The following is a 19,670-nucleotide window of genomic DNA, read 5'->3' as shown; positions in this document are numbered from 1 at the left end:
CCCTGGGTGGATCGTTCAGGGCCCGCACGCTCCCTAGCGTTGCCCCCGTGCCCAGAACCACCTCACCGGACCGCCCCGCAGCCCCCGCCGGGACCGCCGCACTCGCCCTGACCGCCGTGACCAAGGTGCACGGCTCGGGCGAGAGCGCCGTCACCGCCCTCGACGGCGTCACGCTCACCCTGGAGCGCGGCACGTTCACCGCCGTCATGGGCCCGTCGGGCTCGGGCAAGAGCACCTTCCTCAACTGCGCCGCCGGACTGGAGCGCCCCACCTCGGGCGCCGTGCGGCTCGGCGGCGCCGACCTGTCCGGCCTGGACGAGAACCGCCTCACCGCGCTGCGCCGCGACCGCGTCGGCTTCGTCTTCCAGGGCTACAACCTGGTGCCCTCGCTGGACGTGCTGCGCAACGTCGAGCTGCCGCTGCTGCTCGGCGCGGGCCGCGTCGACCCGGCGTGGCGCGACGAGGTGCTGCGCAGGGTCGGCCTGACCGACCGCCTCGGCCACATGCCGTCCCAGCTCTCCGGCGGCCAGCAGCAGCGCGTGGCGATCGCCAGGGCGCTGGTCACCCGGCCCGACGTGGTGTTCGCCGACGAGCCGACCGGCGCGCTGGACAGCCGCACCGGCAAGCAGGTGCTGGCGCTGCTGCGCGACGTGGTCGACGCCACCGGCCAGACCGTCCTCATGGTCACCCACGACCCGGCGGCGGCCTCCGTCGCCGACCGCGTGGTGTTCCTGCGCGACGGCCGCCTGGTGGACGAGCTGGTCGCGCCGACCGCCGAGCACGTCGCCGAGCGCATGACGGCGCTGGGGGAGTGGTGATGCGGACCCTCGCGCTCGCCTCCGTGCGGCACCGCCTCGGCTCGTTCGCGGCCGTCGTCGTGTCCGTCCTGCTCGCCTCCGCCCTGCTCACCGCGCTGGGCGTGCTGCTGGAGTCCGGCCTGCGCTCGGGCGTGCCGCCGCAGCGGTACGCGGGCGCGGACGTGGTCGTGGGCGCCGCCCAGGCCGTGGAGGTCGTGGAGGACCTCGACCTGCGCCTTGCCGAGCGCGCCCCGCTGCCCGCCGACGCCGCCGCCCGCGTCGCGGCGGTGCCGGGGGTGCGCGAGGCGATCCCGGAGTCGGCGACCGCCGTGCTCGTGGACGGCGTCCCCGCGCAGGCCGTCGGCTGGGGGACGGCGGCGCTGGCCCCGTCCGAGCTGGTCGGGGGCCGCGCCCCCGCCACCCCGACCGAGCTGGTCCTGGACGCCGGTCTGGCCGCCGAGCTGGGCGCGTCCCCCGGCTCGCGCGTGCCGGTGGCGGTGGGCGGGGTGCCCGAGGAGTACGAGGTCACCGGCGTGACCGGCACGTCCGTCCCGCGCAGGCCCGCCGCGTACCTGACCGACCAGAGGGCCCTGGAGCTGGCGGGCGGCCAGGTGGACGTGGTCGGCGTGCTGGCCGATCAGGGCGTCGACCCCGACGCGCTCGCCGAGTCGATCGCCGCCGCCCTGCCCGGCGCGACCACCTACACCGGGGTGCGGCGGGGTGACGCCGAGTTCCTGGACGCGGGGGAGGCGCGCGGCTACCTGATCACGCTGTCCAGCTCGTTCGCGGGCACCACCCTGATGATCGCCGTCCTGGTCGTGGCGAGCACCCTGGCCCTGTCGATCGGCCAGCGCGCCAGGGAGCTGGCGCTGCTGCGCGCGGTCGCCGCGACCCCGGCGCAGATCCACCGCATGGTGGGGACCGAGGTCCTCCTGGTCTCGGGCGCCGCCGCCGTCCTGGGCGCGCTGCCGGGGATCTGGGCGGCGGGCCTGCTCCGCGACGCGTTCGCCGACGCCGGCCAGCTCCCACCCGACTTCGCCCTGGCACTGAGCCCGGCGCCCCCGCTGGCCGCGATCCTCCTCGTCGTGGGAACCGCCCGCTTCGCCGCCTGGCTGGCCGTGCGCCGCCCGGCGTCGGCGGACCCGATGACCGCCCTGCGCGAGTCCGCCCTCGCACCTCCGCAGGTCAGCGCCCTGCGGGCCCGCTCAGGCTGGGCGTGCGTCGCCTCGGGCCTGGTCCTCTGCGCACTGCCCCTGGTCATCCCCGGCGAGCTGGCAGCGGCGGGCGCGGCGGCGTCCGCGATGCTGACCGTGATCGGCGCCGCCCTGCTGGGCCCGCGCCTGGTGCTGGCCGCGACGTCCCTGGTGTCCCGCCCGCTGACCGCGCTGGCCCCGGTCGCCGCGCCGCTGGCGCTGGCGTCCGTCAGGGCGAACGCCCGCCGCTTCGCGTCGGTGGTCGTCCCGATCCTGCTGGCCGTCACGGTCGCGGGCGTGCAGGTGTTCACCCAGACCACGGTCGCGGCGGCGGCGAGCGCCCAGTCCACCGAGGGGATGCGCGCCGACGTGGTCGTGGCGGGCGAGGCCGGTGTGGCGCCGCAGGTGACCGACGCGCTGCGCGAGGTCGCGGACGACGTGGTCCCGCTGGTGCGCGGCCAGGTGGCGGCCCGGCACACCACCCTCGGCGAGCCGAACCTGACCCCGCTCGCCGCCCAGGGCGTGGACACCCCGGCGACCGTCCTGGACCTGGACGTCCGAGAGGGCGACCTGAACGCGATGACCGCCGACTCGGTGGCCCTGAGCACCCAGGCGGCGGCGACCCTGGGCGTGTCCCCAGGCGACCGCCTCCCGCTGGTCCTCGGCGACGGCGCGGAGATCACCCCGCAGGTGACGGCCCTGTACGCGCGGGGCCTGGGCTACGGCGACGTGACCCTCCCGCACGACGTCCTCCTCCCGCACACCACCACCAAGCTCGACCACCTGGTCCTCGTGCGAGGCGCCGACGAACCGACCGTGACGGCCGCGCTCGGCCCCTTCACGGGCGTGCGGGCGGTGGACAGCGCGCACCTGGCGTCGGCGGGCGAGTCCGAGCGCGACGGCGACTCGTGGACGAACCTGATCGCCCTGGTGGTGCTCCTGGGCTACCTGGCCATCTCGGTGGTGAACACCCTGGTGATGGCGACCGCACGACGCGGCCAGGAGTTCGCCCTGCTCCGCCTCGTCGGCACGAGGCGGGCGCAGGTCCTGCGCGTCGTCCGCCTGGAGGCGTTGCTCCTGACGTCGATCGCCCTGCTGGTAGGCGCGGCAGCCGTCCTCCCGGCCCTGGCGGGCCTGTCCTACGGCCTGACTGAGTCCCCGATCCCTACAACCCCCTGGCAGGTCTGGGCGACGATCACCGCGACCACCCTCCTCCTCACCCTGACCGCGACCACGATCCCGGCCCGCACCACCCTCCGCCCACCCCCGGTGTCCCTCCTGGGCTCGACGACCTGAGTTCCCGGCACCCCTGCCCCGACACCCCTGCCCCCACCGCCCCTGCCCGCCGAGCCTTCCCCTCTCGGCGGGCAGGCCTGATTGCCCCGCGCCCCACCGGGGAACAGGAACCCCATGCCCACCACCGAATCCCCCCTCACCGAAGCCGACCGCGAGTTCCTCGCCCGCCCCCTCCACGGCTTCCTCACCACGGCGGCAGGCCCGACCCCGCCCCAGGCCCGCCCGATCTGGTTCGACCTCACCACCGACGGCCTCGTCCAGTTCATCAGCGCCCCGGACGCTCTCAAGGTCCGCCGACTGCGCCGCGACCCCCGCGCCTCGCTGATCGTCGCCGCCCCGGTGGAGGAGCGCGAGCGCTGGGTCGCGGTCACCGGCCACGTCGTGATCGAGCCGAACGCGGGCCGCGACCTCTACGCCCGCATGGCCGCCCGCTACTGGGACCTGTCCGACCCCGCCCGCGAAACCGACCTCGCCGACGTCCTCACCCAGGACTGGGACCGCCTCGTCCTGCACCCCGAGTCCGTCCGCCGCGTCGCGTTCTGAAAACCGCCGCGCCCAAAGCGTCACCCCCGCCACTCGGAACTCGCCGGTGCAGTCGGAAGCGCGATCCACCACAGCACGAAGAACCCCCGATGGCAATGACCAACCCTGCCCATCGCCAATCCGGAAAATTTTTCAGCAATCTTCCACCCCGAACCCCGGCGAGCTTCGGCGCGACCGCCCGCGACGTCACCCCAGTGGCCAAGCGCTGCGAACTTGCAGGCCACGCGGGGCTCCGTCCACCGCAGCGGTGGCGCGTCAACCGGACCAAAGGCGTCGGAACGCCACTCCGCCGATCCCCCGAACCGCCCACCGGGCAATTCTTCAACCCGCCGGACAACCCGACAGTCGAATGTGATCCACATCTCCCCGTTCACCCTTGTGGTCGATCGTGGACAACCGCCCCCACGCCTAAAGTCCTGACGGTGCCGCGTTGATCGGCGAAGTGGCGCGACGCACCGGAAAACGCCAGAAATCAATTCCCGAAACCCTCGGGAATCGGTTCCGCGCGTCCTTGGACGCCGCCCCTGGAGGTGTACCCCGATGAAGCCCAAGATGAAGAAGATCACCGTGCGCAAGGTCGGCCCGGTCCGGCTGACCGCGGCGGCCTGCTCGCAGTACAAGGTCCCCACCCTGCCCGCCAGCTGAGCACCGGGTCCGGGCGGCGGCCACCCCGGTCGCCGCCCGGACCACCCGGCAGACCGACGGAGCGGAAGGACCCCGCACGTGCCCGACCTGGACCGGCCGCTCCCGCTGCACCCGCTGGTGTACCTGGAGGACGGCGACGACGTGACCGTGGGCCGCAGGGACATCGAGTCCTACGCGGTCTTCCCGCCGGACGGCGCCGAGCTCGTGCGCCGCATCGCCGACGGCGAGCCCCCGGCCCGCGCCGCCACCTGGTACGAGCGCCACTACGGCGAACCGGTGGACATCGACGACGTCGTGGAAGTCCTGCACGACCTGGACTTCGTGCGCACCGGGGAACCGGCCGCCACCGCGCCCGCCACGACGCACGTCCGCTGGCAACGCCTCGGCCAGGTCCTGTTCTCCCGCCCCGCGATGCTCGCCTACGCCGCCCTGATCGCCTGGGCGGTCCACGCCGCGTTCCGCGCCCCCGACCTGCGCCCCACGTTCCGGCACATCTTCTACACCGAGTACTACTCGCTCATCCAGGCCACCCTGTTCGCCGCGGCCCTCCCGCTCCTGCTCCTGCACGAGTCCTTCCACGCCCTGGCGGGCCGCAGGCTCGGCCTCCCGTCCAGGCTCAGCATCGGCCGCAGGCTGTACTTCATCGTCCTGGAGACGTCCATGGACAGCCTGGTCACCGTCCCCAGGCGCAAGCGCTACCTGCCGATCCTGGCCGGGATGCTCGCCGACGTCCTCGCGATGGCCGCCCTCACCACCGCCGCCGACCTCACCCGGACCCCCGACGGCGCCCTCTCCCTCACCGGCCGCTTCTGCCTGGCCGTCTCGTTCGCCACCCTCCTGCGCGTCGCCTGGCAGTTCTCGTTCTACCTGCGCACCGACCTGTACGTCCTGGCCAGCACCGTCCTGGGCTGCGTCGACCTGCACACGGCCGTCAGGGGCACCCTGCGCAACCGCGTCAACCGCCTCCTGCGCAGACCGCACCGCCTGGTCGACGAGTCCACCTGGCACCCGGTCGACCGCAGGGTCGCCCACTGGTACGCCTGGCTCGTCCCGGTCGGCTACGCGATCAGCCTGACCACCTTCGCCCTGGCACTGGCCCCGGTCACCTGGTTCATGTTCAAGGGCGTGCTCACCCGCTTCTCGTCGGGCGGCACCCCGCTCCAGGTCCTGGACTCGTCGGTGTTCCTGACCTTCTCCCTCATCCCCATCGCCGTCTACGGACTGCTCGCCCTGCGCGACCGCCGCCGTGGAAAGGGACGTGACCGGTGACCGCAAGACACCTGTGGGTCCGCGCCGACCGAGCGGCCGACCGCGCCGCCCACGTGGCGACCCTGGACCTGCCCCCGCTGCTGGCCCGCGTCGACGCCCACCACAACCTGCGCGGCCCGTACTCGGCGGCGGGCGCACTGCTCCGAGCCGTGGGCCCCACCCTCTTCGCCCGCCACCCGGACCTGGCCGCCCGCCACAACATCGAGGTCGCGACCGCGGCCCCGGAACTCGCCGCGCTGGTCCCGTCCCCGTGGTCGAGCATGGAGTGGACGGTGAGCACCGAGGAGCGCACCCGCTTCTACTCCCGCCTGCACACCCTGAACATCGCCAACGGCCTGGCCGACCTCCTGCGCGCGGCCCTGGACGCCCCCGCCACCCTGGTGATCGACAACGCCCACCACGCGGACCCGACCGACCAGGAGTTCATCGCGGTCCTCCTGCGCAGGGCGGACCTGCCGAACCTGCGCCTGGTGGTCTGCACCGGAACCGCCGAGCTGGAGGACCCGAAGGGCGAACTGCCCCTGTCCCTCAAGGAGATCCTCCCCGCCCACACCACTGCGCTGGATGCTCCACCCGTCCCCGACGCCCCATATCTGTCCTACGTGGACAGCGACGGCACCGAGGACGACCCGAGATCCCTGGCCGACTACCGCTCCCTCTCCGCCGAGCACCGCGCCGCCCTGCACGACGCCCGCAGGGCGGAACTGGTGGCCATCGGGGAGAAATCCCTGGAACTGGGCGCGATCCCGTTCCACGCCGAACGCGGTGCCACTCCCGGAACCGCCCCCCTCCTCACCGCGATGGACCACTGCCGCAAGGTAGGCCTGTACCAGGCGGCGATCGACTTCGGCGTCCGGGGAAGGGCGGCCGTCGACCGGGAGCGCGACCCGGAGCTGTGGTGGCACTTCACCGAGGGCGCCAGCACCGCGATGGCCTCGGTGGGCCGGGCGGAGGAGGCGGAGGAGATCTACCACGAGGCCAGGGCGGCCTCGGCGGACCCGGTGGTGCACATGAACCTGGCCTACGGCAGCGCCATGCTGTACGCCAGGCACTTCCCGGCGGAGCGCAGGGACTTCCAACGCGCCAGGGGCTGGATGAACCTCTCGATAGCCCTGGCCGACCAGCTGGGCGACCCGAAGGAGCGGGCGTTCCACTCCGTCTTCAGCCGCAACGGCCTTGCCCTGGTGGAAGTCCGCCAGGGCAGACCGGCCGAGGCGATGCGCCTCCTGGAGGAGGGCATGGCCAGGCTGGACGCCGACCTCTCCCCGGACGAACACCCCCTGCACCGCTCGGTGCTGCGCTACAACAGGGCCCAGGTCAACGCCATGACCGGCAAGGTCGAGGAGGCCTTGGCCGACTACCAGGCCGTGGCAGCCCTGGACCCGGACTTCCCGGAGCACCACTTCCACGTGGCCAGCATGCTGCGCAAGCTGGGCAGGGACGAGGAGGCCCTGGAGGCGTTCGAACGCGTCCTCCCACTCTCCCCGCCGTTCCCGGAAGTCCACTACAACCTGGGCGACACCAGACTCGCCCTGGGCGACGCGGAAGGCGCGCTGGCCGAGTTCACCAAGGTCCTGGAGCTGGACCCGACCCACCCCGAGGCCAGGCTCAGCAGAGCGGAGCTCCGCTGCGACCTAGGCGACCACGCGGGCGCCCTGCGGGACGTGGAGGCGGGCCTGGCGCAATCCCCAGGCAACCCGATGCTCCGCTGCGTCCAGGCGACCGCGTTAGCCGAAGCAGGCAACCCCGACCGGGCCCGCGAGGTGGCCGAGTCCGTGACCGCCGACCACCCGGACTGCGCCCAGGCGTGGGCGATCCGCGCACGCCTGGAGTACGAGGCGGGCGACCTGCCCAGGGCCCTGGCGGACTTCGACGAGTCGGTGCGCCTGCTGGACGCCCCGGAGGTCAGGTACAACCGCGCCCTGGTCCTGGAGGAAACCGGCGACTACGACCGCGCCGCCCAGGACTACCGCGAGGTGCTGGCCAGAACCGAGGACGAGGACGCCCGAGACCGACTGGCCCACTGCCTGAGCCTGACCTGAGCCCCACTCGACCCGCCGCGAAACCCGCCGCCCAGCACGTGATCCGACCGAGCGGGTCGGGGACGCGCCGGAGGCGGGGACTCGTCCGGACGAGTCCCCGCCTCCGGTACCTCACCTCACGCGCAGCTGCGCGCGTCCATCCAGAACAGCGACCGCGACCCGGTCACCGCCCGCTGCTCGATCCTCTCGGCGATCCCGTTCTCCACCCGGTAGCTGGTGATCGTCCCCTCGAAGGTCCCGTCGAACTCGGAGTCCAGTCCGCTCGCGATCTTGAACTTCCGCTCCGCCCCCTCGCCCTCGCACCCGAAGTACGACAGCGCCGACATCCCGCCGCCCTCGTGGAAGCGCAGCGGCGCGCCGGTGAAGTCACTGCCGTCCGTCACCGGCGACAGGGTGCCGTAGTGGTAGCCCCACGCGGTGTAGTGGTCGGTGTTCGCGCCCATCAGCTCCTTCACCACCACCTCCTGCTTGCCGTCGTCGTTCAGGTCCACCACCTGGATCGGCTGCACGCCGACCCGCTCGTCCGCGGTGGTCAGCGCGCTGACCGCGACCCCGCCGACCACCGCGCTGATCCGCTGCCTGGCCGGGTCGTCGGCCTTGACCAGCTCGACGGTGATTCGCTCCGCGTTCCCGTCCCCGTCCAGGTCCGCGAACGCCGTCTTGACCGTCGCGTCCGCCGACACGTCCCCGCTCGGGACGCCGTCCGCGCCCGCGACCCCCTGGAACAGCAGCGCCGGAAGGGCGGCCAGGGCCAGTGCGGGCATGGCAAATCGAGCCTTCATCGTTGTCCCCCAACAAGAGTGAAGACGCCGCCTCCCCAGACGGCGTGCCGTCGAAGCCTCGACTTCGACTCGCAACCGGGAAGACGTCGCGCCCTGCAGGGACGTTGGCCTGCTGTGACCTGGTTCACATCGAGGTGCTGCGGGGGTCAACGGCCCCCAGGTCGGAAGTTCCGCAACCGCAGGCTGTTCGTCACCACCAGCACCGACGACAGCGACATCGCCGCCGCCGCGATCAGCGGGTTCAGCAGGCCGAACGCGGCCAGCGGGATCGCCGCCGCGTTGTAGCCGAACGCCCACACCAGGTTCCCCCGGATGGTCGACAGCGTCCGCGCCGCCAGCTCGATCGCGTCCGGCACCGCGTGCAGGTCCTCCCGCACCAGCACCACGTCCGACGCCTGCGCCGCCACGTCGCTGCCGCGCGCCACCGCCATGCCCAGGTCCGCCGACGCCAGCGCGGGACCGTCGTTGACGCCGTCGCCGACCACCGCCACCCGGTGCCCTGCCGCCCGCAGCTCCTCCACCACGGCCGCCTTGTCCGCAGGCCGCACCTCGGCGCGCACCTCGCGCACCCCGATCTCCTCGGCCACCGCCCGCGCCGCCGCCGCGCTGTCACCGGTGAGCAGCACGGTCCGCAAACCCATGCGGTGCAACCGCTCCACCGCCGACGCCGCCGACGGGCGCACCGTGTCGCGCACCGCGATCCCGCCCACCAGACCACCACCGCGCGCCACCAGCACCCCCGTCGCCGCGCCCAGACCGGCCAGCCACCCGTGGGCCGCCTCCGGCACCGACACGCCCAGCTCGGCCATCAGCGCCGCCGAGCCGACGACCACCTCCGCGCCCTCCACCTCGCCGCGCGCGCCCGCGCCCACCAGCGCCTCGAAACCCGAGACCGCAGGCGGGGCGGCGGGCGAAGCCGCCGTGATCGCCGCCGCGATCGGGTGCTCCGACGCCGACTCCACCGCACCCGCCCAGCGCAGCACCTCGGCCGAGTCCGCCCCGCCGAACCCCGCCGACGCCACCACCGACATCCGCCCCGTGGTCACCGTCCCGGTCTTGTCCAGCACCACCACGTCCACCGCCCGCGTCGCCTCCAACGCCTGCGGGCCCTTCACCAGCACGCCGAGCCCCGCCGCCCGCGCCACCCCGACCATCAGCGCGGTCGGCGTCGCCAACCCCAGCGCGCACGGGCACGCGATGATCAGCACCGCCACCGCCGACGTGAACGCCTCGCGCGCGGTGTGCCCGGTCGCCAACCAGCCCAGCAGCGTCACCAGCGAGATCGCCAGCACCACCGGCACGAACACCGCGCACACCCGGTCCACCAACCGCTGCACCCCGGCCTTGCGCTGCGCCGCCTGCTCCGCCAGCACGCTCATCTGCGCCAGCTGCGTGTTCGCCCCGACCTCGGTGGCCCGCACCACGATCCGCCCGGTCCGGTTCACCGTCCCGCCGACCACCCGCGACCCCTCGGCCACCTCCGCAGGCGCCGACTCGCCGGTCATCGCCGAGGTGTCCACAGTGGACGCGCCCTCGACCACGACCCCGTCCGCCGGGAGCGCCTCACCGGGGCGCACGACGAACAGCTCGCCCACCTTCAGCAACGCCGCGGGAACCGCGTGCTCCACGCCGTCGCGCAGCACCCGCGCGTCCTTCGCCGCCAGGTCCGCCAGCGCGGTCAGCAACCCGACCGCGTTGCGCCGCGACCGCGTCTCGAAGTACCTGCCCGCCAGCAGGAACGTCGTCACCCCGGCCGCCACGTCCAGGTACACCGCGTCCGCGCCGCCGTCGGTCACCCCGAACCCGAGCCAGTAGCCCGGCCCCGACGACCCGGCCACCATCGACCACACCGCCCACCCGAACGACGCCAGCACCCCGATCGACACCAGCGTGTCCATGCTGGACGACCCGTGCCGCAACGTCCGCGCCGCCGCCCGGTGGAACGGCCACGCCGAGTAGAACACCACCGGCACCGCCAGCAGCGCGCACAGCGCCTCCCACCCGGTGAACCGCAGCGACGGCACCAGCGCCAGGGTGATCGACAGGTTCCCCAGCGGGATCGCCAGCACCGCCGCCACCACGAGCCTGCGCCGCAGGTCGGTCACCGCCGCCGAGTGCCCGGCCCGGTCGTCCTCGGCCCGCCGCCGCACCCGCGCGTCGTACCCGGCCTTGCGCACCGCCTCGACCGCGTCCCGCGCGTCCAACCCCTCGGGCAGGTGCACCACGGCCCGCTCGGTCGCGTAGTTCACCGACGCCCGCACGCCGTCGAGCTTGTTCAGCTTGCGCTCCACGCGCGTCGCGCACGCCGCGCACGTCATCCCGGACACCGCCAGCTCAACCGGCTCGCCCGCCACCGCTGTGCTCATCACTGCTTCCTCGAAGTCCCAACGAAAAAGCGCGCCGGACCGACCCCGGCGCGCCCGTGCCTCAACGCCGCTCGGACAGCTCCGCCAGCATCGCGTTGTACGCGGCCAGCCGCTCGTCCTCGTCGTTGTCGTCGCGCCGGTCCATCCGCACGCTCTCCTTGCGGTCGGCCGCCGCCCACTGCGCCATCAGCGCGATCACCACCACCAGCATCGGGATCTCCCCGGTGGCCCAGGCGATCCCGCCGCCGAGCCGCTGGTCCGCCATCAGGTCCGGCAGCCAGGACAGCGCCACCTCCCGGTAGTACGACTCGGCGATCACCGACTGCCCGTTCATCAGGATCACGCCGAAGAACGCGTGGAACGGCATCACCGCGAACAGCATCCCCAGCCGCGCCAGGTGCGGCAGCGGCCTCGGCGGCCGGTCGACGCCGATCACCAGCCAGTAGAAGACGTACCCGGTCATCAGGAAGTGGACGTTCATCAGCACGTGCGCCCAGTGCTGCCCCATGGCCTCGCCGAACAGCGGCGAGAAGTACAGCACGTAGAACGAGGCGACGAACATGACCGCCGCGAACGCCGGGTGCGAGACGATCCGCGTCCACCGGCAGTGCAGCAGCGCCACCACCCACGCGCGCGGCCCCGGCGGCAGCGCGCGCAGCGCCAGCGTCACCGGACCGCCCAGCACCAGCAGCACCGGGGCCAGCATGTTCAACGACATGTGCGCCACCATGTGCGAGCTGAACATCGCGGGCGCGTACCGGCCGACCCCGGACGAGGTCGCCAGCAGCAGCACCAGACATCCGCCCAGCCACGCCGCGACCCGGTGCGCGGGCCACGCGTCCCCGCGCCGCCGCAGCACCCGCACCCCGCGCAGGTAGAGCAGCGCCGCCAGCACCGCGCCCAGCCCGATCACCAGGTCGAACCGCCAGCCCAGCACGATCTCGGAGAACCCAGGCCCCGCAGGGAGTTCGTACCCCAGCACGGTCTCCTGCACCGACGGCCGCGTCGACGTCCACCTCGGCGGCACCAGGTGCGCCAGTCCCGCCGAGGCGCCCATGGCCACGCCCAGCGCCACCACCTCGACGGCCAGCGGCCACCGCGCGCCCCACCGCGTGCCGACCGCGCGGCCACGCGACGCCAGCACCACCAGGCACACCAGCAGCTTCAACCCCAGCAGCGCCCCGAACCCGGACAGCAGCCCGGACGGCGTCGCCAGCGCCAGCCCCGCGACCGACCCGCTCAGCGCCACCACGACCAGGCACACCGCCGTCACCCGCCGGTACCTGCCCAGCACCCGCTCGCGGTCCGGCCCGCCGCGCCGCAGGAACGAGCGCAGCGCCACCAGCGACCCGACCCACACGGCCGCCGCCGGGACGTGCCACAGCACCGCGTTCGTCGCCACGTCGTGCCACGCGCCGCCCGACACGTGCCCCATCACCACCGGCGGCAGCAGCGCCAGCACCGACAGCACCAGCCACGTCACCGTCGTCGGCCAGGTCAGCGTCACCCGCGTGCCCCACACCACGACCGCCACCACCGCCGAGGTCACCAGCCACGCCTTCGGCTCGTCGGTCGCGTCGACCAGCCCCGCGAGGTTGGCCCACACCACCGACTGCGGCTGCCCCGAGGCGTCACCGGCCGCCAGCGGCACCGCCGCCAGCGCCGCGACCAGCCACACCGGGGACGCCAGCGCCGCCAACCGCAGCGCCGCGTACGCGTCGGCGGCCAGCTTCCCGTCCCGCCTGCCCGGCACCACGAACGCGGCGAACGCCAGGGCGCCCGCCGTCACCGACCCCGCGCCGTCCGCGACCAGCCGCACCGCCCCGAGCAGCCACCCGGCCACCCGGCCGGGATCGCTGTCGCCCAGCGCCTCGTGCACGTCCCCGGCGGCCAGCACCACAGCCGTGACGCACAGCACCGCCAGACCGCCTGCCAGCGCGGCGGCCCTGTCAACCCTCATGTCCCACCGGTCGTCTCGACAGCCCACAAAGTTCCGGGGAGTTCCAGGAACTTCCCCAGGCTCCCACCGACCAACTGGGCGAAGAGCCCGTCCGAACGACCAGAGGCGAACCCGATGTCACGAACGCCACAGCCGCGCAAGTCCAACCCGGTCACCGCCAAGCGCGGCCCGTCGCTCAACGTCGTCCTCACCGGCATCGTCGTGCTCGTCGCGGCGCTGGTGATCGGCGGCGTCCTGGTGGTCAACCGCTCCTCCGGCGACGGGTCGGCCGACCTGGCCAGGCTGCTGCCCGCCGACGCGCACACCCTGTCCGAGGTGGAGGGGAACCGGGTCACCCTGGTCGAGTTCCTGGACTACCAGTGCCCGGCCTGCCACTCCTACTACTCCGGCATCACCGAGCAGCTGGAAGAGGACTACCGGGGCCGGATCACCTTCGCCACCCGCAACTTCCCGCTCGACGTCCACCCGCTGGCCCCGCTCGCCGCCCGCGCCACCGAGGCCGCGGGTGAGCAGGACAAGCACACCGAGATGTACCACGCGCTGTACGGCGGGTTCGACGAGTGGGCCGTCACCGGCCAGGCCACCGCCTCCGACGAGACCGCCGCGCGCGCGGTGTTCGAGCGCTACGCCCAGGAGATCGGCCTGGACGTCGACCGCTTCCGCGCCGACCTGGACTCCGACGCGGTCGAGGCCGCCGTCGACCGCGACGTCGCCGACGGGAAGGCGCTCGGCGTCACCGGCACCCCCACGTTCTTCGTCAACGGCGAGCGCTTCGAGCCCGCAGGCCAGACCCTGGAGGCGGTCGGCGCCGAGCTGCGCGCCGCCCTGGACGAGGCGCTGGCCGGGTGAACCGCGCGCTGGCCTGGCTGAGCGTCGTCGGCGGCGGCCTCGGCCTGACCGCCTCGGCCGCCCTGACCATCGAGAAGATCGCGAAGCTCAAGGACCCGGCCTACGTGCCGACCTGCTCGATCAACCCGGTCATCGCCTGCGGCTCGATCATGGACAGCCCGCAGGCCGCCGCGTTCGGCTTCCCCAACCCGCTCATCGGCATCGCGGCCTTCGCCGTCGTGGTGACCACCGGGGTCGTGGTGCTGGCCGGGTTCGAGCCGCCCCGCTGGTTCCGGGTGGCGTTCACCTCGGGCGCCGCGCTCGGCGTCGTGCTCGTGCACTGGCTGATCGCCGCGAGCCTGTACGACATCGGCGCGCTGTGCCCGTACTGCATGGTGGTGTGGGCGGTGACGATCCCGCTGTTCTGGTACAGCTCGCTGGACACCTGGTCCTGGCTCGCGCCGCTCAAGCGGGTGCACAGCGCGGTGCTCGCCCTCTGGTACGCGGTGATCGTCGCGCTGGTGCTCGGCGCGTTCTGGGACTACTGGAGCAGCCTGGTGTGACCGGCGGGCGGTCCCGGTCGGCGCGGACCGGGGCCGTCAGCCGAGACCGGCCGCCACCAGCGCGGCGTCGGCGGCGTCGCGCAGCACCGCCTCGTCCACCCCGGCCTCGGCCAGCGCCTCCATGCCGCGCAGCACCGCGAGGAGGTGGTGGGCGGTGCGCCGGGGATCGCGGTCGGCGGGCACGTCCCCCGCGTCCCGCGCGGCGCGCAGCTCGGCCTCCAGCAGGTCGGCGATCGTGCCGAAAGTCCGCCGCGCCAGCGCGGCCACGTCGGCGTCCCGCGCCGCGAGCTCCGCCGTCGACTTCGCCAGCAGGCACGCGCGCGGCGGACCGGCCGGGGCCGCGCCCGCCGCGACCGCCCCGTCGAACAGCGCCCGCACCCGCTCCGCCGCCGACGGGGCGGGCCCGCTCAACCGCTCGCGCAAGCCTGCCGCCGCGTCCGCGCAGTAGGCGTCGAGGACCCGCTGGAACAGCGCCCGCTTGTCCCCGAACGCCCCGTACAGGCTGCCCTTGCCCAGCCCGGTCGCCCGCATCAGGTCGTCCAGCGAGGTCGCCGCGAAGCCGGAGTCCCAGAACGTCTCGGTCGCGGAGCGCAGCACCTGCCGCTCGTCGAACTTCCGTGGTCTGGGCACGCCCCGACGGTATTGCTTCTGGACCGCACGGTCAACATCTGCTTGTATTGGACCGATCAGTCCGAAACAGTGAGGAGTCACGACCATGGCGGAACTCGAGGGCAAGGTGGCGCTGGTGACCGGGGGAGCGACCGGCATCGGCCTGGCGGCGGCCACCCTCTTCGCGGCCGAGGGAGCACGCGTCTTCATCACCGGCAGGCGGCAGGCCGAACTCGACGCAGCCGCCGCGAGGATCGGCGCCACGGCCATCCGGGGCGACGTCTCCGACCTGGCCGACCTGGACGCCATCGCGGCCAGGATCGCCGAGGCCGCCGGGCGGCTGGACGTGCTGTTCGCCAACGCGGGCGGCGCCGACACCCTCGCCACCATCGCCGAACTGCGCCCCGAGAGCTTCGACGAGGTCTTCGGCACCAACGTGCGCGGCGCCGCGTTCACCGTGCAGAAGACGCTGCCGCTCATGCCCGACGGCGCGTCGATCGTGGTGACCGGCTCGACCTCGGCGAGCAGGGGCAACCCCGGATTCGGCACCTACTCGGCGTCCAAGGCGGCCCTGCGGCAGTACGCCAGGGTCTGGGCCGCCGAACTGGCCCCGCGCCGCATCCGGGTCAACGTGCTGGTCCCCGGCCCCACCGACACGCCGGGCCTGCGCGGCATCGCGGGCGACCCGGCGGGGGTGCCCGCGCTCCTCGCGCAGATGGCCGCCTCCACGCCCCTGAACCGGGTCGCGGACCCCGCCGAGATCGCGCAGGCCGCGCTGTTCCTGGCGAGCGACCGGTCGAGCTTCATCACCGGCAGCGAGCTGTTCGCCGACGGCGGCGAGGTCCAGGTGTTCCCCGCCGCGTGACGGCGCTCCGGGTGGGCGTCCCGAGGAGGGCGCCCGCCCGGATCAGCCGACCTCGCTGGCCTCGCCCACGTCCACGGCCCGCATCAGGTCGTCGCGCGCCCGCGCCACCCGCGACCGGATCGTGCCCACCGGGCACCCCGCCACGTCCGCCGCCTCCGCGTACGAAAGCCCCAGCACCTGCGTCAGCACCAGCGCCTCGCGCCGGTCCTGGTCCAGCGAGTCCAGCAGCAGGTTCAGCTCGACCGCGTCCTCGAACCCGGTCGGCGCGGGCCTGCGGTCCGCCTCGCGCACCCAGTCCGCCCCCGGCGACAGGCGTGGCCGCGACTGCGCCATCCGCACCTGGTCCACCACGACCCGCCGCGCGATCACCAGCAGCCAGGTGCGCGCCGACGACCGCCCGGCGAACCGGTGCAGGCTCGTCAGCGCGCGGGCGTAGGTCTCCTGCGACAGGTCGTCGGCCACGTCGACCCCGGCGAGGTGCGCGGTGAACCGCCACACGTCGCGCTGGGTGCCGCGCACGAACTGCTCCAGGGCGTTCCGGTCACCGGAGCGCGCCCGCAGCGCCCAGCGCGTCACCTCGTCGTCGGGGGTCGGAGTCGTCACGACCCGGATCGTAGTCACCCGCTGTCGGGAACCGGTGAGCCGAACGGCCCGACCGGGGTGACGTCGACCGAGGCACGCGCCGCGAAGCGCTCCCGGCCCGGCCGGTCCGGGCCCCCGCGCCCCCGACCTGCCGCCGCGCCGCCCGCTCGGCACGCGCCCCGCCCCGTCCGCGCCGCCGCCTGCGACCGATCGCACACTCGGGGAGCCGCGTGAGACGCGCCACCCCGCGCAATCCGGTTGCCCCGCGCCGACCGCCGGTGGACAGTGCACCCGTGCTGATCCGACCCGAGCGCCCCGCCGACGTCCCCGCGATCCGCGCGGTCACCGCCGCCGCGTTCACCCGCCCCGACCAGCCCGCCGCCGAACTGCGCGACGGCGCGCCCGTGGAGGCCTGGCTGGTGGACGAGCTGCGCGCCGACGCCGGGTGGCTGCCCGCGCTGTCCCTGGTGGCGCAGGACCCGGACGGCTCGGTGGTCGGCCACGTCGTGGCGACCAGGGGCGCGGTCGGCGACGTCCCCGCGCTCGGCCTGGGACCGCTGTCCGTGCGCCCGGACCGGCAGCGCTCCGGTGTCGGCAGCGCGCTCGTGCACGCCCTGCTCGGCGCGGCCGACGCGCTCGGCGAACCGCTGGTGGCCCTGCTCGGCGATCCCGGCTACTACCACCGGTTCGGCTTCCTGCCGTGCGGCGAGGTCGGCGTCGAACCGCCGGTTCCCGAGTGGCGGCAGCACTTCCAGGTCCGCCCGCTCGCCGCGCACGACCCGGCCGCGCGCGGGGTGTTCGCCTACGCCGAGCCGTTCGACCGGTTGTAGTCAAGTCCGAAGTGGATGGTCAGGGCGTCAGCGCCTTGTCCAGCGTCCGCAGGCACTGCGTCAGCGCCTCGTGCTTCGGGGCGCCCTGCGTGCTGACCATGTCCCAGGTGGTGAACAGCAGGCTCCACACCATGTTCAGCACCCACTCCCGGCTCAGCGCCGCGTCGATGTCCCCCTCCGCGTGCCCCCGGTCCACCGCGTCGCGCACCCGGTGGTCGGACGGCATCTCGTAATCCCACTCCCGCCCGCTCGGCGACACCGGGCTGGTGAACATCAGCGTCAGCACGTCGCCCAGCTCGAAGTACTCCTGGCACAACCGCCCGAGCGCGGCCCGCGCCGACCCGTCGTCCAACCGGGCCCGCCCGGTGGCCGAGGCGATCTGCTCCTCCATGAACGCGGTCACCGCCACCAGCAGGTCGGCCCGCTCGGGGAAGTACCGGTGCAGCGTGGTCCGCCCGACCCCGGCCGCCGTCGCGATCTCGCCGAGCGGCACCGCCGCGTTCGCGCTCAGCTCCCGCACCGCCGCGTCCAGGATCGCCCGCCTGGTCCTGGCCCGTGAACCGGACTCGGCCTTCACGACGGGTTCGCTGCGCGCCTCGCTCATGGGGAGAACCGTACTGCCCATCCCCAAACGGAATCATCTTTGACAACTTTGGAACACTGGTGTTCTACTTTTGAGCATGAACCCCCCGAAGGTGAAGCAGGCACTACCGCGCTTGCGGGTGCTCTGGTCGTTCGCCCGCCCGCACAGGGGCACCCTCGCCCTCGGGTTGGCGCTGTCCCTGATCGGCTCGGCCGCCACCCTGGCCACCCCGATGGTCACCAAGTGGGTCCTCGACTCGCTCGGCTCCGGCGGCTCGCTGGCCGGTCCGGTCGGCACGATGCTCGCCCTGCTGGTCGCGGGCGTGGTGATCTGGACCATCCAGTGGGTGATCCTGGGCGAGCTCGGCGAGCGGGTCGTGCTCGACGCCCGCGAGTCCATGGTCAAGCGGCTGCTGCGCGCCACCGTGCCCGCCGTGACCGGCCGCCCCGGCGGCGAGCTGGTCACCAGGGTCACCTCGGACACCGTGCTGCTGCGCGAAGCCGCGTCCAGCAGCGTGATCGGCCTGGTCAACGGCACGGTCACGCTCGTCGGCACGCTCGTGCTGATGGCCGTGCTCGACCTCGCGCTGCTCGGCGCCACGGTCGTCTCGGTCGTGGTGCTCGGCGTCGTGTTCGCCGTGCTGATGCCCGCCATCGCCCGCGAGCAGGAGCTCGCGCAGGACCGCGTCGGCAAGCTCGGCGGCGTGCTGGAGGGCACGCTGCGCGCGATCCGCACGGTCAAGGCCAGCCGGGCCGAGGCGCGGCAGACCGAGCGGGTCCTCGGCGACGCGCGCGCCGCCTACCGGCACAGCGTCCGGGCCGTGCGGCGCGAGGCCCTGGCCTGGACCGTGGCCTGGTCGGGCATCCAGTTCGCGATCATCCTCGTGCTCGGCCTCGGCGCGTGGCGGGTCTCCCAGGGCAGCCTGGAGGTGTCCAGCCTGATCGCGTTCCTGCTGTACGCGTTCGGACTCATGGACCCGGTGACCGAGCTGAGCCGCAACGTCACCACCCTGCAGGCCGGGATCGCGGCGGCCGGGCGCATCCGCGACGTGGACGCGCTGGACGTCGAGCGGGACGAGCCGGGCGCCACCGCCCCCGGCGACTCCGCCGACGCCCCGATCCTGGAGCTGCGCGGCGTGGTCGCCGGGTACGGCGGCGAACCGGCGGTGCGCGGCGTCGACCTGGTCGTGCCCCGGCGCGGGCACACCGCCGTCGTCGGACCGTCCGGCGCGGGCAAGACCACCCTGCTGTCGCTGGTCCTGCGCTTCCTGGAGCCCAGCGGGGGAGAGCTGCTCCTCGGCGGGCGCCCGTACCGCGAGCACGGCCACTCCGAGCTGCGCGCGCGACTGGCGTACGTGGAGCAGGAGACGCCCGTGCTGCCGGGCACGATCCGGGACAACCTGCTGTTCACCCACCCCGACGCGGGCGAGGACGAGCTGTGGAGGGTGCTGCGCGAGGTGCGCCTTGAGGAGGTCGTGGCCGCCCTCCCGGACGGCCTGGACACCCCGCTCGGCCCGTCGAGCATGTCCGGCGGGCAGCGCCAGCGGATCGCGCTGGCCAGGGCGGTCCTGCGCGCCCCCGACGTGCTGCTGCTGGACGAGGCGACCGCCCAGGTCGACGGGCTGACCGAGGCCGCCGTGCACGAGTGCGTGCGCGAGCGGGCCAGGCACGGCGCGGTGGTGACCGTGGCGCACCGGCTGTCCACGGTGATCGACGCGGACACCATCGTGGTGATGGAGGACGGGCGCGTCCGGGCGTCCGGCGCGCACGCCGAGCTGCTGGCGACCGACGAGCTGTACCGCGAGCTGGTGGCCGCGCTGCGCATCTCCGACGGAACCGCGCCCGCGCCTGCGGTCGTGGCCTGACCCGCGCGGGCCGGGGGGTCCACCCCCGGCCCGCTGCCGAGCACTCCTCGGTT

Annotated in this window: 16 protein-coding genes; 10 read left to right on the top strand and 6 right to left on the bottom strand. The window is 74.0% G+C overall.

What is annotated here, in order from left to right:
- Window positions 1-47 precede the first annotated feature (47 nt).
- The 5 genes from LV78_RS00665 to LV78_RS00645 all read left to right on the top strand — a co-directional run bounded on the left by LV78_RS00665 (window position 48) and on the right by LV78_RS00645 (window position 7,785).
- The gene (locus LV78_RS00665; RefSeq protein WP_253842545.1) at window positions 48-818 is read left to right on the top strand and encodes an ABC transporter ATP-binding protein; all 771 of its coding nucleotides are present in this window, start codon (window positions 48-50) and stop codon (window positions 816-818) included.
- Window positions 818-3,286 (top strand): ABC transporter permease, encoded by a 2,469-nt coding sequence (locus tag LV78_RS00660; RefSeq protein WP_253842544.1) that lies wholly within the window; start codon window positions 818-820, stop codon window positions 3,284-3,286. Before LV78_RS00665 ends, LV78_RS00660 begins: the two co-directional genes overlap by 1 nt.
- Before the next feature lie 114 nt (window positions 3,287-3,400).
- Entirely contained in the window at window positions 3,401-3,829 is a 429-nt protein-coding gene (locus LV78_RS00655; RefSeq protein ID WP_253842543.1) for a pyridoxamine 5'-phosphate oxidase family protein, read from the top strand.
- A 723-nt stretch (window positions 3,830-4,552) separates the two neighbouring features.
- Window positions 4,553-5,743: a hypothetical protein gene (locus tag LV78_RS00650; RefSeq protein ID WP_253842542.1), complete on the top strand. Its 1,191-nt coding sequence runs from the start codon at window positions 4,553-4,555 to the stop codon at window positions 5,741-5,743.
- Complete coding sequence (locus tag LV78_RS00645) at window positions 5,740-7,785, top strand: tetratricopeptide repeat protein (RefSeq protein WP_253842541.1); 2,046 nt, start codon at window positions 5,740-5,742, stop codon at window positions 7,783-7,785. The genes LV78_RS00650 and LV78_RS00645 overlap by 4 nt, the downstream gene beginning before the upstream one ends.
- Before the next feature lie 116 nt (window positions 7,786-7,901).
- On the opposite strand, the gene LV78_RS00640 is transcribed toward LV78_RS00645, so the two are convergent.
- From LV78_RS00640 to LV78_RS00630, 3 genes are all read right to left on the bottom strand, one after another.
- Window positions 7,902-8,549 carry a hypothetical protein gene (locus tag LV78_RS00640; RefSeq protein ID WP_253842540.1) on the bottom strand — a complete coding sequence of 216 codons (648 nt, stop codon included), beginning with the start codon at window positions 8,547-8,549 and terminating at the stop codon, window positions 7,902-7,904.
- 164 nt (window positions 8,550-8,713) lie between these two features.
- On the bottom strand, window positions 8,714-10,933 hold the full coding sequence (locus LV78_RS00635; RefSeq protein ID WP_253842539.1) for a heavy metal translocating P-type ATPase: 2,220 nt from the start codon (window positions 10,931-10,933) through the stop codon (window positions 8,714-8,716).
- Window positions 10,934-10,994: 61 nt separating this feature from the next.
- The gene (locus LV78_RS00630; protein WP_253842538.1) at window positions 10,995-12,893 is read right to left on the bottom strand and encodes a cytochrome c oxidase assembly protein; all 1,899 of its coding nucleotides are present in this window, start codon (window positions 12,891-12,893) and stop codon (window positions 10,995-10,997) included.
- 114 nt (window positions 12,894-13,007) lie between these two features.
- On the opposite strand from LV78_RS00630, the gene LV78_RS00625 reads away from it, so the two are divergent.
- Window positions 13,008-13,742 carry a DsbA family protein gene (locus tag LV78_RS00625; protein WP_253842537.1) on the top strand — a complete coding sequence of 245 codons (735 nt, stop codon included), beginning with the start codon at window positions 13,008-13,010 and terminating at the stop codon, window positions 13,740-13,742.
- Complete coding sequence (locus LV78_RS00620; RefSeq protein ID WP_253842536.1) at window positions 13,739-14,284, top strand: vitamin K epoxide reductase family protein; 546 nt, start codon at window positions 13,739-13,741, stop codon at window positions 14,282-14,284. Before LV78_RS00625 ends, LV78_RS00620 begins: the two co-directional genes overlap by 4 nt.
- 36 nt (window positions 14,285-14,320) lie before the next feature.
- On the opposite strand, the gene LV78_RS00615 is transcribed toward LV78_RS00620, so the two are convergent.
- Window positions 14,321-14,914, bottom strand: a complete 594-nt coding sequence (locus LV78_RS00615) for a TetR/AcrR family transcriptional regulator (protein ID WP_253842535.1) — start codon at window positions 14,912-14,914, stop codon at window positions 14,321-14,323.
- Between the two features lie 85 nt (window positions 14,915-14,999).
- Between LV78_RS00615 and LV78_RS00610 the strand changes: the two genes are divergently transcribed.
- On the top strand, window positions 15,000-15,758 hold the full coding sequence (locus LV78_RS00610; RefSeq protein ID WP_253842534.1) for an SDR family NAD(P)-dependent oxidoreductase: 759 nt from the start codon (window positions 15,000-15,002) through the stop codon (window positions 15,756-15,758).
- A 42-nt stretch (window positions 15,759-15,800) separates the two neighbouring features.
- On the opposite strand, the gene LV78_RS00605 is transcribed toward LV78_RS00610, so the two are convergent.
- Complete coding sequence (locus LV78_RS00605; RefSeq protein ID WP_253842533.1) at window positions 15,801-16,361, bottom strand: sigma-70 family RNA polymerase sigma factor; 561 nt, start codon at window positions 16,359-16,361, stop codon at window positions 15,801-15,803.
- Window positions 16,362-16,633: 272 nt separating this feature from the next.
- On the opposite strand from LV78_RS00605, the gene LV78_RS00600 reads away from it, so the two are divergent.
- Window positions 16,634-17,170 carry a GNAT family N-acetyltransferase gene (locus LV78_RS00600; protein WP_253842532.1) on the top strand — a complete coding sequence of 179 codons (537 nt, stop codon included), beginning with the start codon at window positions 16,634-16,636 and terminating at the stop codon, window positions 17,168-17,170.
- Window positions 17,171-17,189: 19 nt separating this feature from the next.
- On the opposite strand, the gene LV78_RS00595 is transcribed toward LV78_RS00600, so the two are convergent.
- Window positions 17,190-17,774 (bottom strand): TetR/AcrR family transcriptional regulator, encoded by a 585-nt coding sequence (locus tag LV78_RS00595; RefSeq protein ID WP_253842531.1) that lies wholly within the window; start codon window positions 17,772-17,774, stop codon window positions 17,190-17,192.
- A gap of 76 nt (window positions 17,775-17,850) precedes the next feature.
- On the opposite strand from LV78_RS00595, the gene LV78_RS00590 reads away from it, so the two are divergent.
- Window positions 17,851-19,617, top strand: a complete 1,767-nt coding sequence (locus LV78_RS00590) for an ABC transporter ATP-binding protein (protein WP_253842530.1) — start codon at window positions 17,851-17,853, stop codon at window positions 19,615-19,617.
- The last annotated feature ends 53 nt before the right edge of the window (window positions 19,618-19,670 follow it).

This window comes from Actinosynnema pretiosum, from assembly GCF_024171695.1.
GTDB classification, from domain to species: Bacteria; Actinomycetota; Actinomycetes; order Mycobacteriales; family Pseudonocardiaceae; genus Actinosynnema; species Actinosynnema pretiosum.
The sequence above is the reverse complement of the archived record's forward strand: the minus strand, read 5'-3'. Positions and strand labels throughout refer to the sequence as shown.

Bases quoted from the DNA above. Each gene is read 5' to 3' on its own strand.
- LV78_RS00660 (WP_253842544.1), top strand. From the start codon at position 818: ATGCGGACCCTCGCGCTCGCCTCCGTGCGGCACCGCCTCGGCTCGTTC.
- LV78_RS00630 (WP_253842538.1), bottom strand. From the start codon at position 12,893: ATGAGGGTTGACAGGGCCGCCGCGCTGGCAGGCGGTCTGGCGGTGCTG.
- LV78_RS00610 (WP_253842534.1), top strand. From the start codon at position 15,000: ATGGCGGAACTCGAGGGCAAGGTGGCGCTGGTGACCGGGGGAGCGACC.
- LV78_RS00595 (WP_253842531.1), bottom strand. From the start codon at position 17,774: ATGAGCGAGGCGCGCAGCGAACCCGTCGTGAAGGCCGAGTCCGGTTCA.
- LV78_RS00590 (WP_253842530.1), top strand. From the start codon at position 17,851: ATGAACCCCCCGAAGGTGAAGCAGGCACTACCGCGCTTGCGGGTGCTC.
- LV78_RS00655 (WP_253842543.1), top strand. From the start codon at position 3,401: ATGCCCACCACCGAATCCCCCCTCACCGAAGCCGACCGCGAGTTCCTC.
- LV78_RS00635 (WP_253842539.1), bottom strand. From the start codon at position 10,933: ATGAGCACAGCGGTGGCGGGCGAGCCGGTTGAGCTGGCGGTGTCCGGG.
- LV78_RS00625 (WP_253842537.1), top strand. From the start codon at position 13,008: ATGTCACGAACGCCACAGCCGCGCAAGTCCAACCCGGTCACCGCCAAG.
- LV78_RS00640 (WP_253842540.1), bottom strand. From the start codon at position 8,549: ATGCCCGCACTGGCCCTGGCCGCCCTTCCGGCGCTGCTGTTCCAGGGG.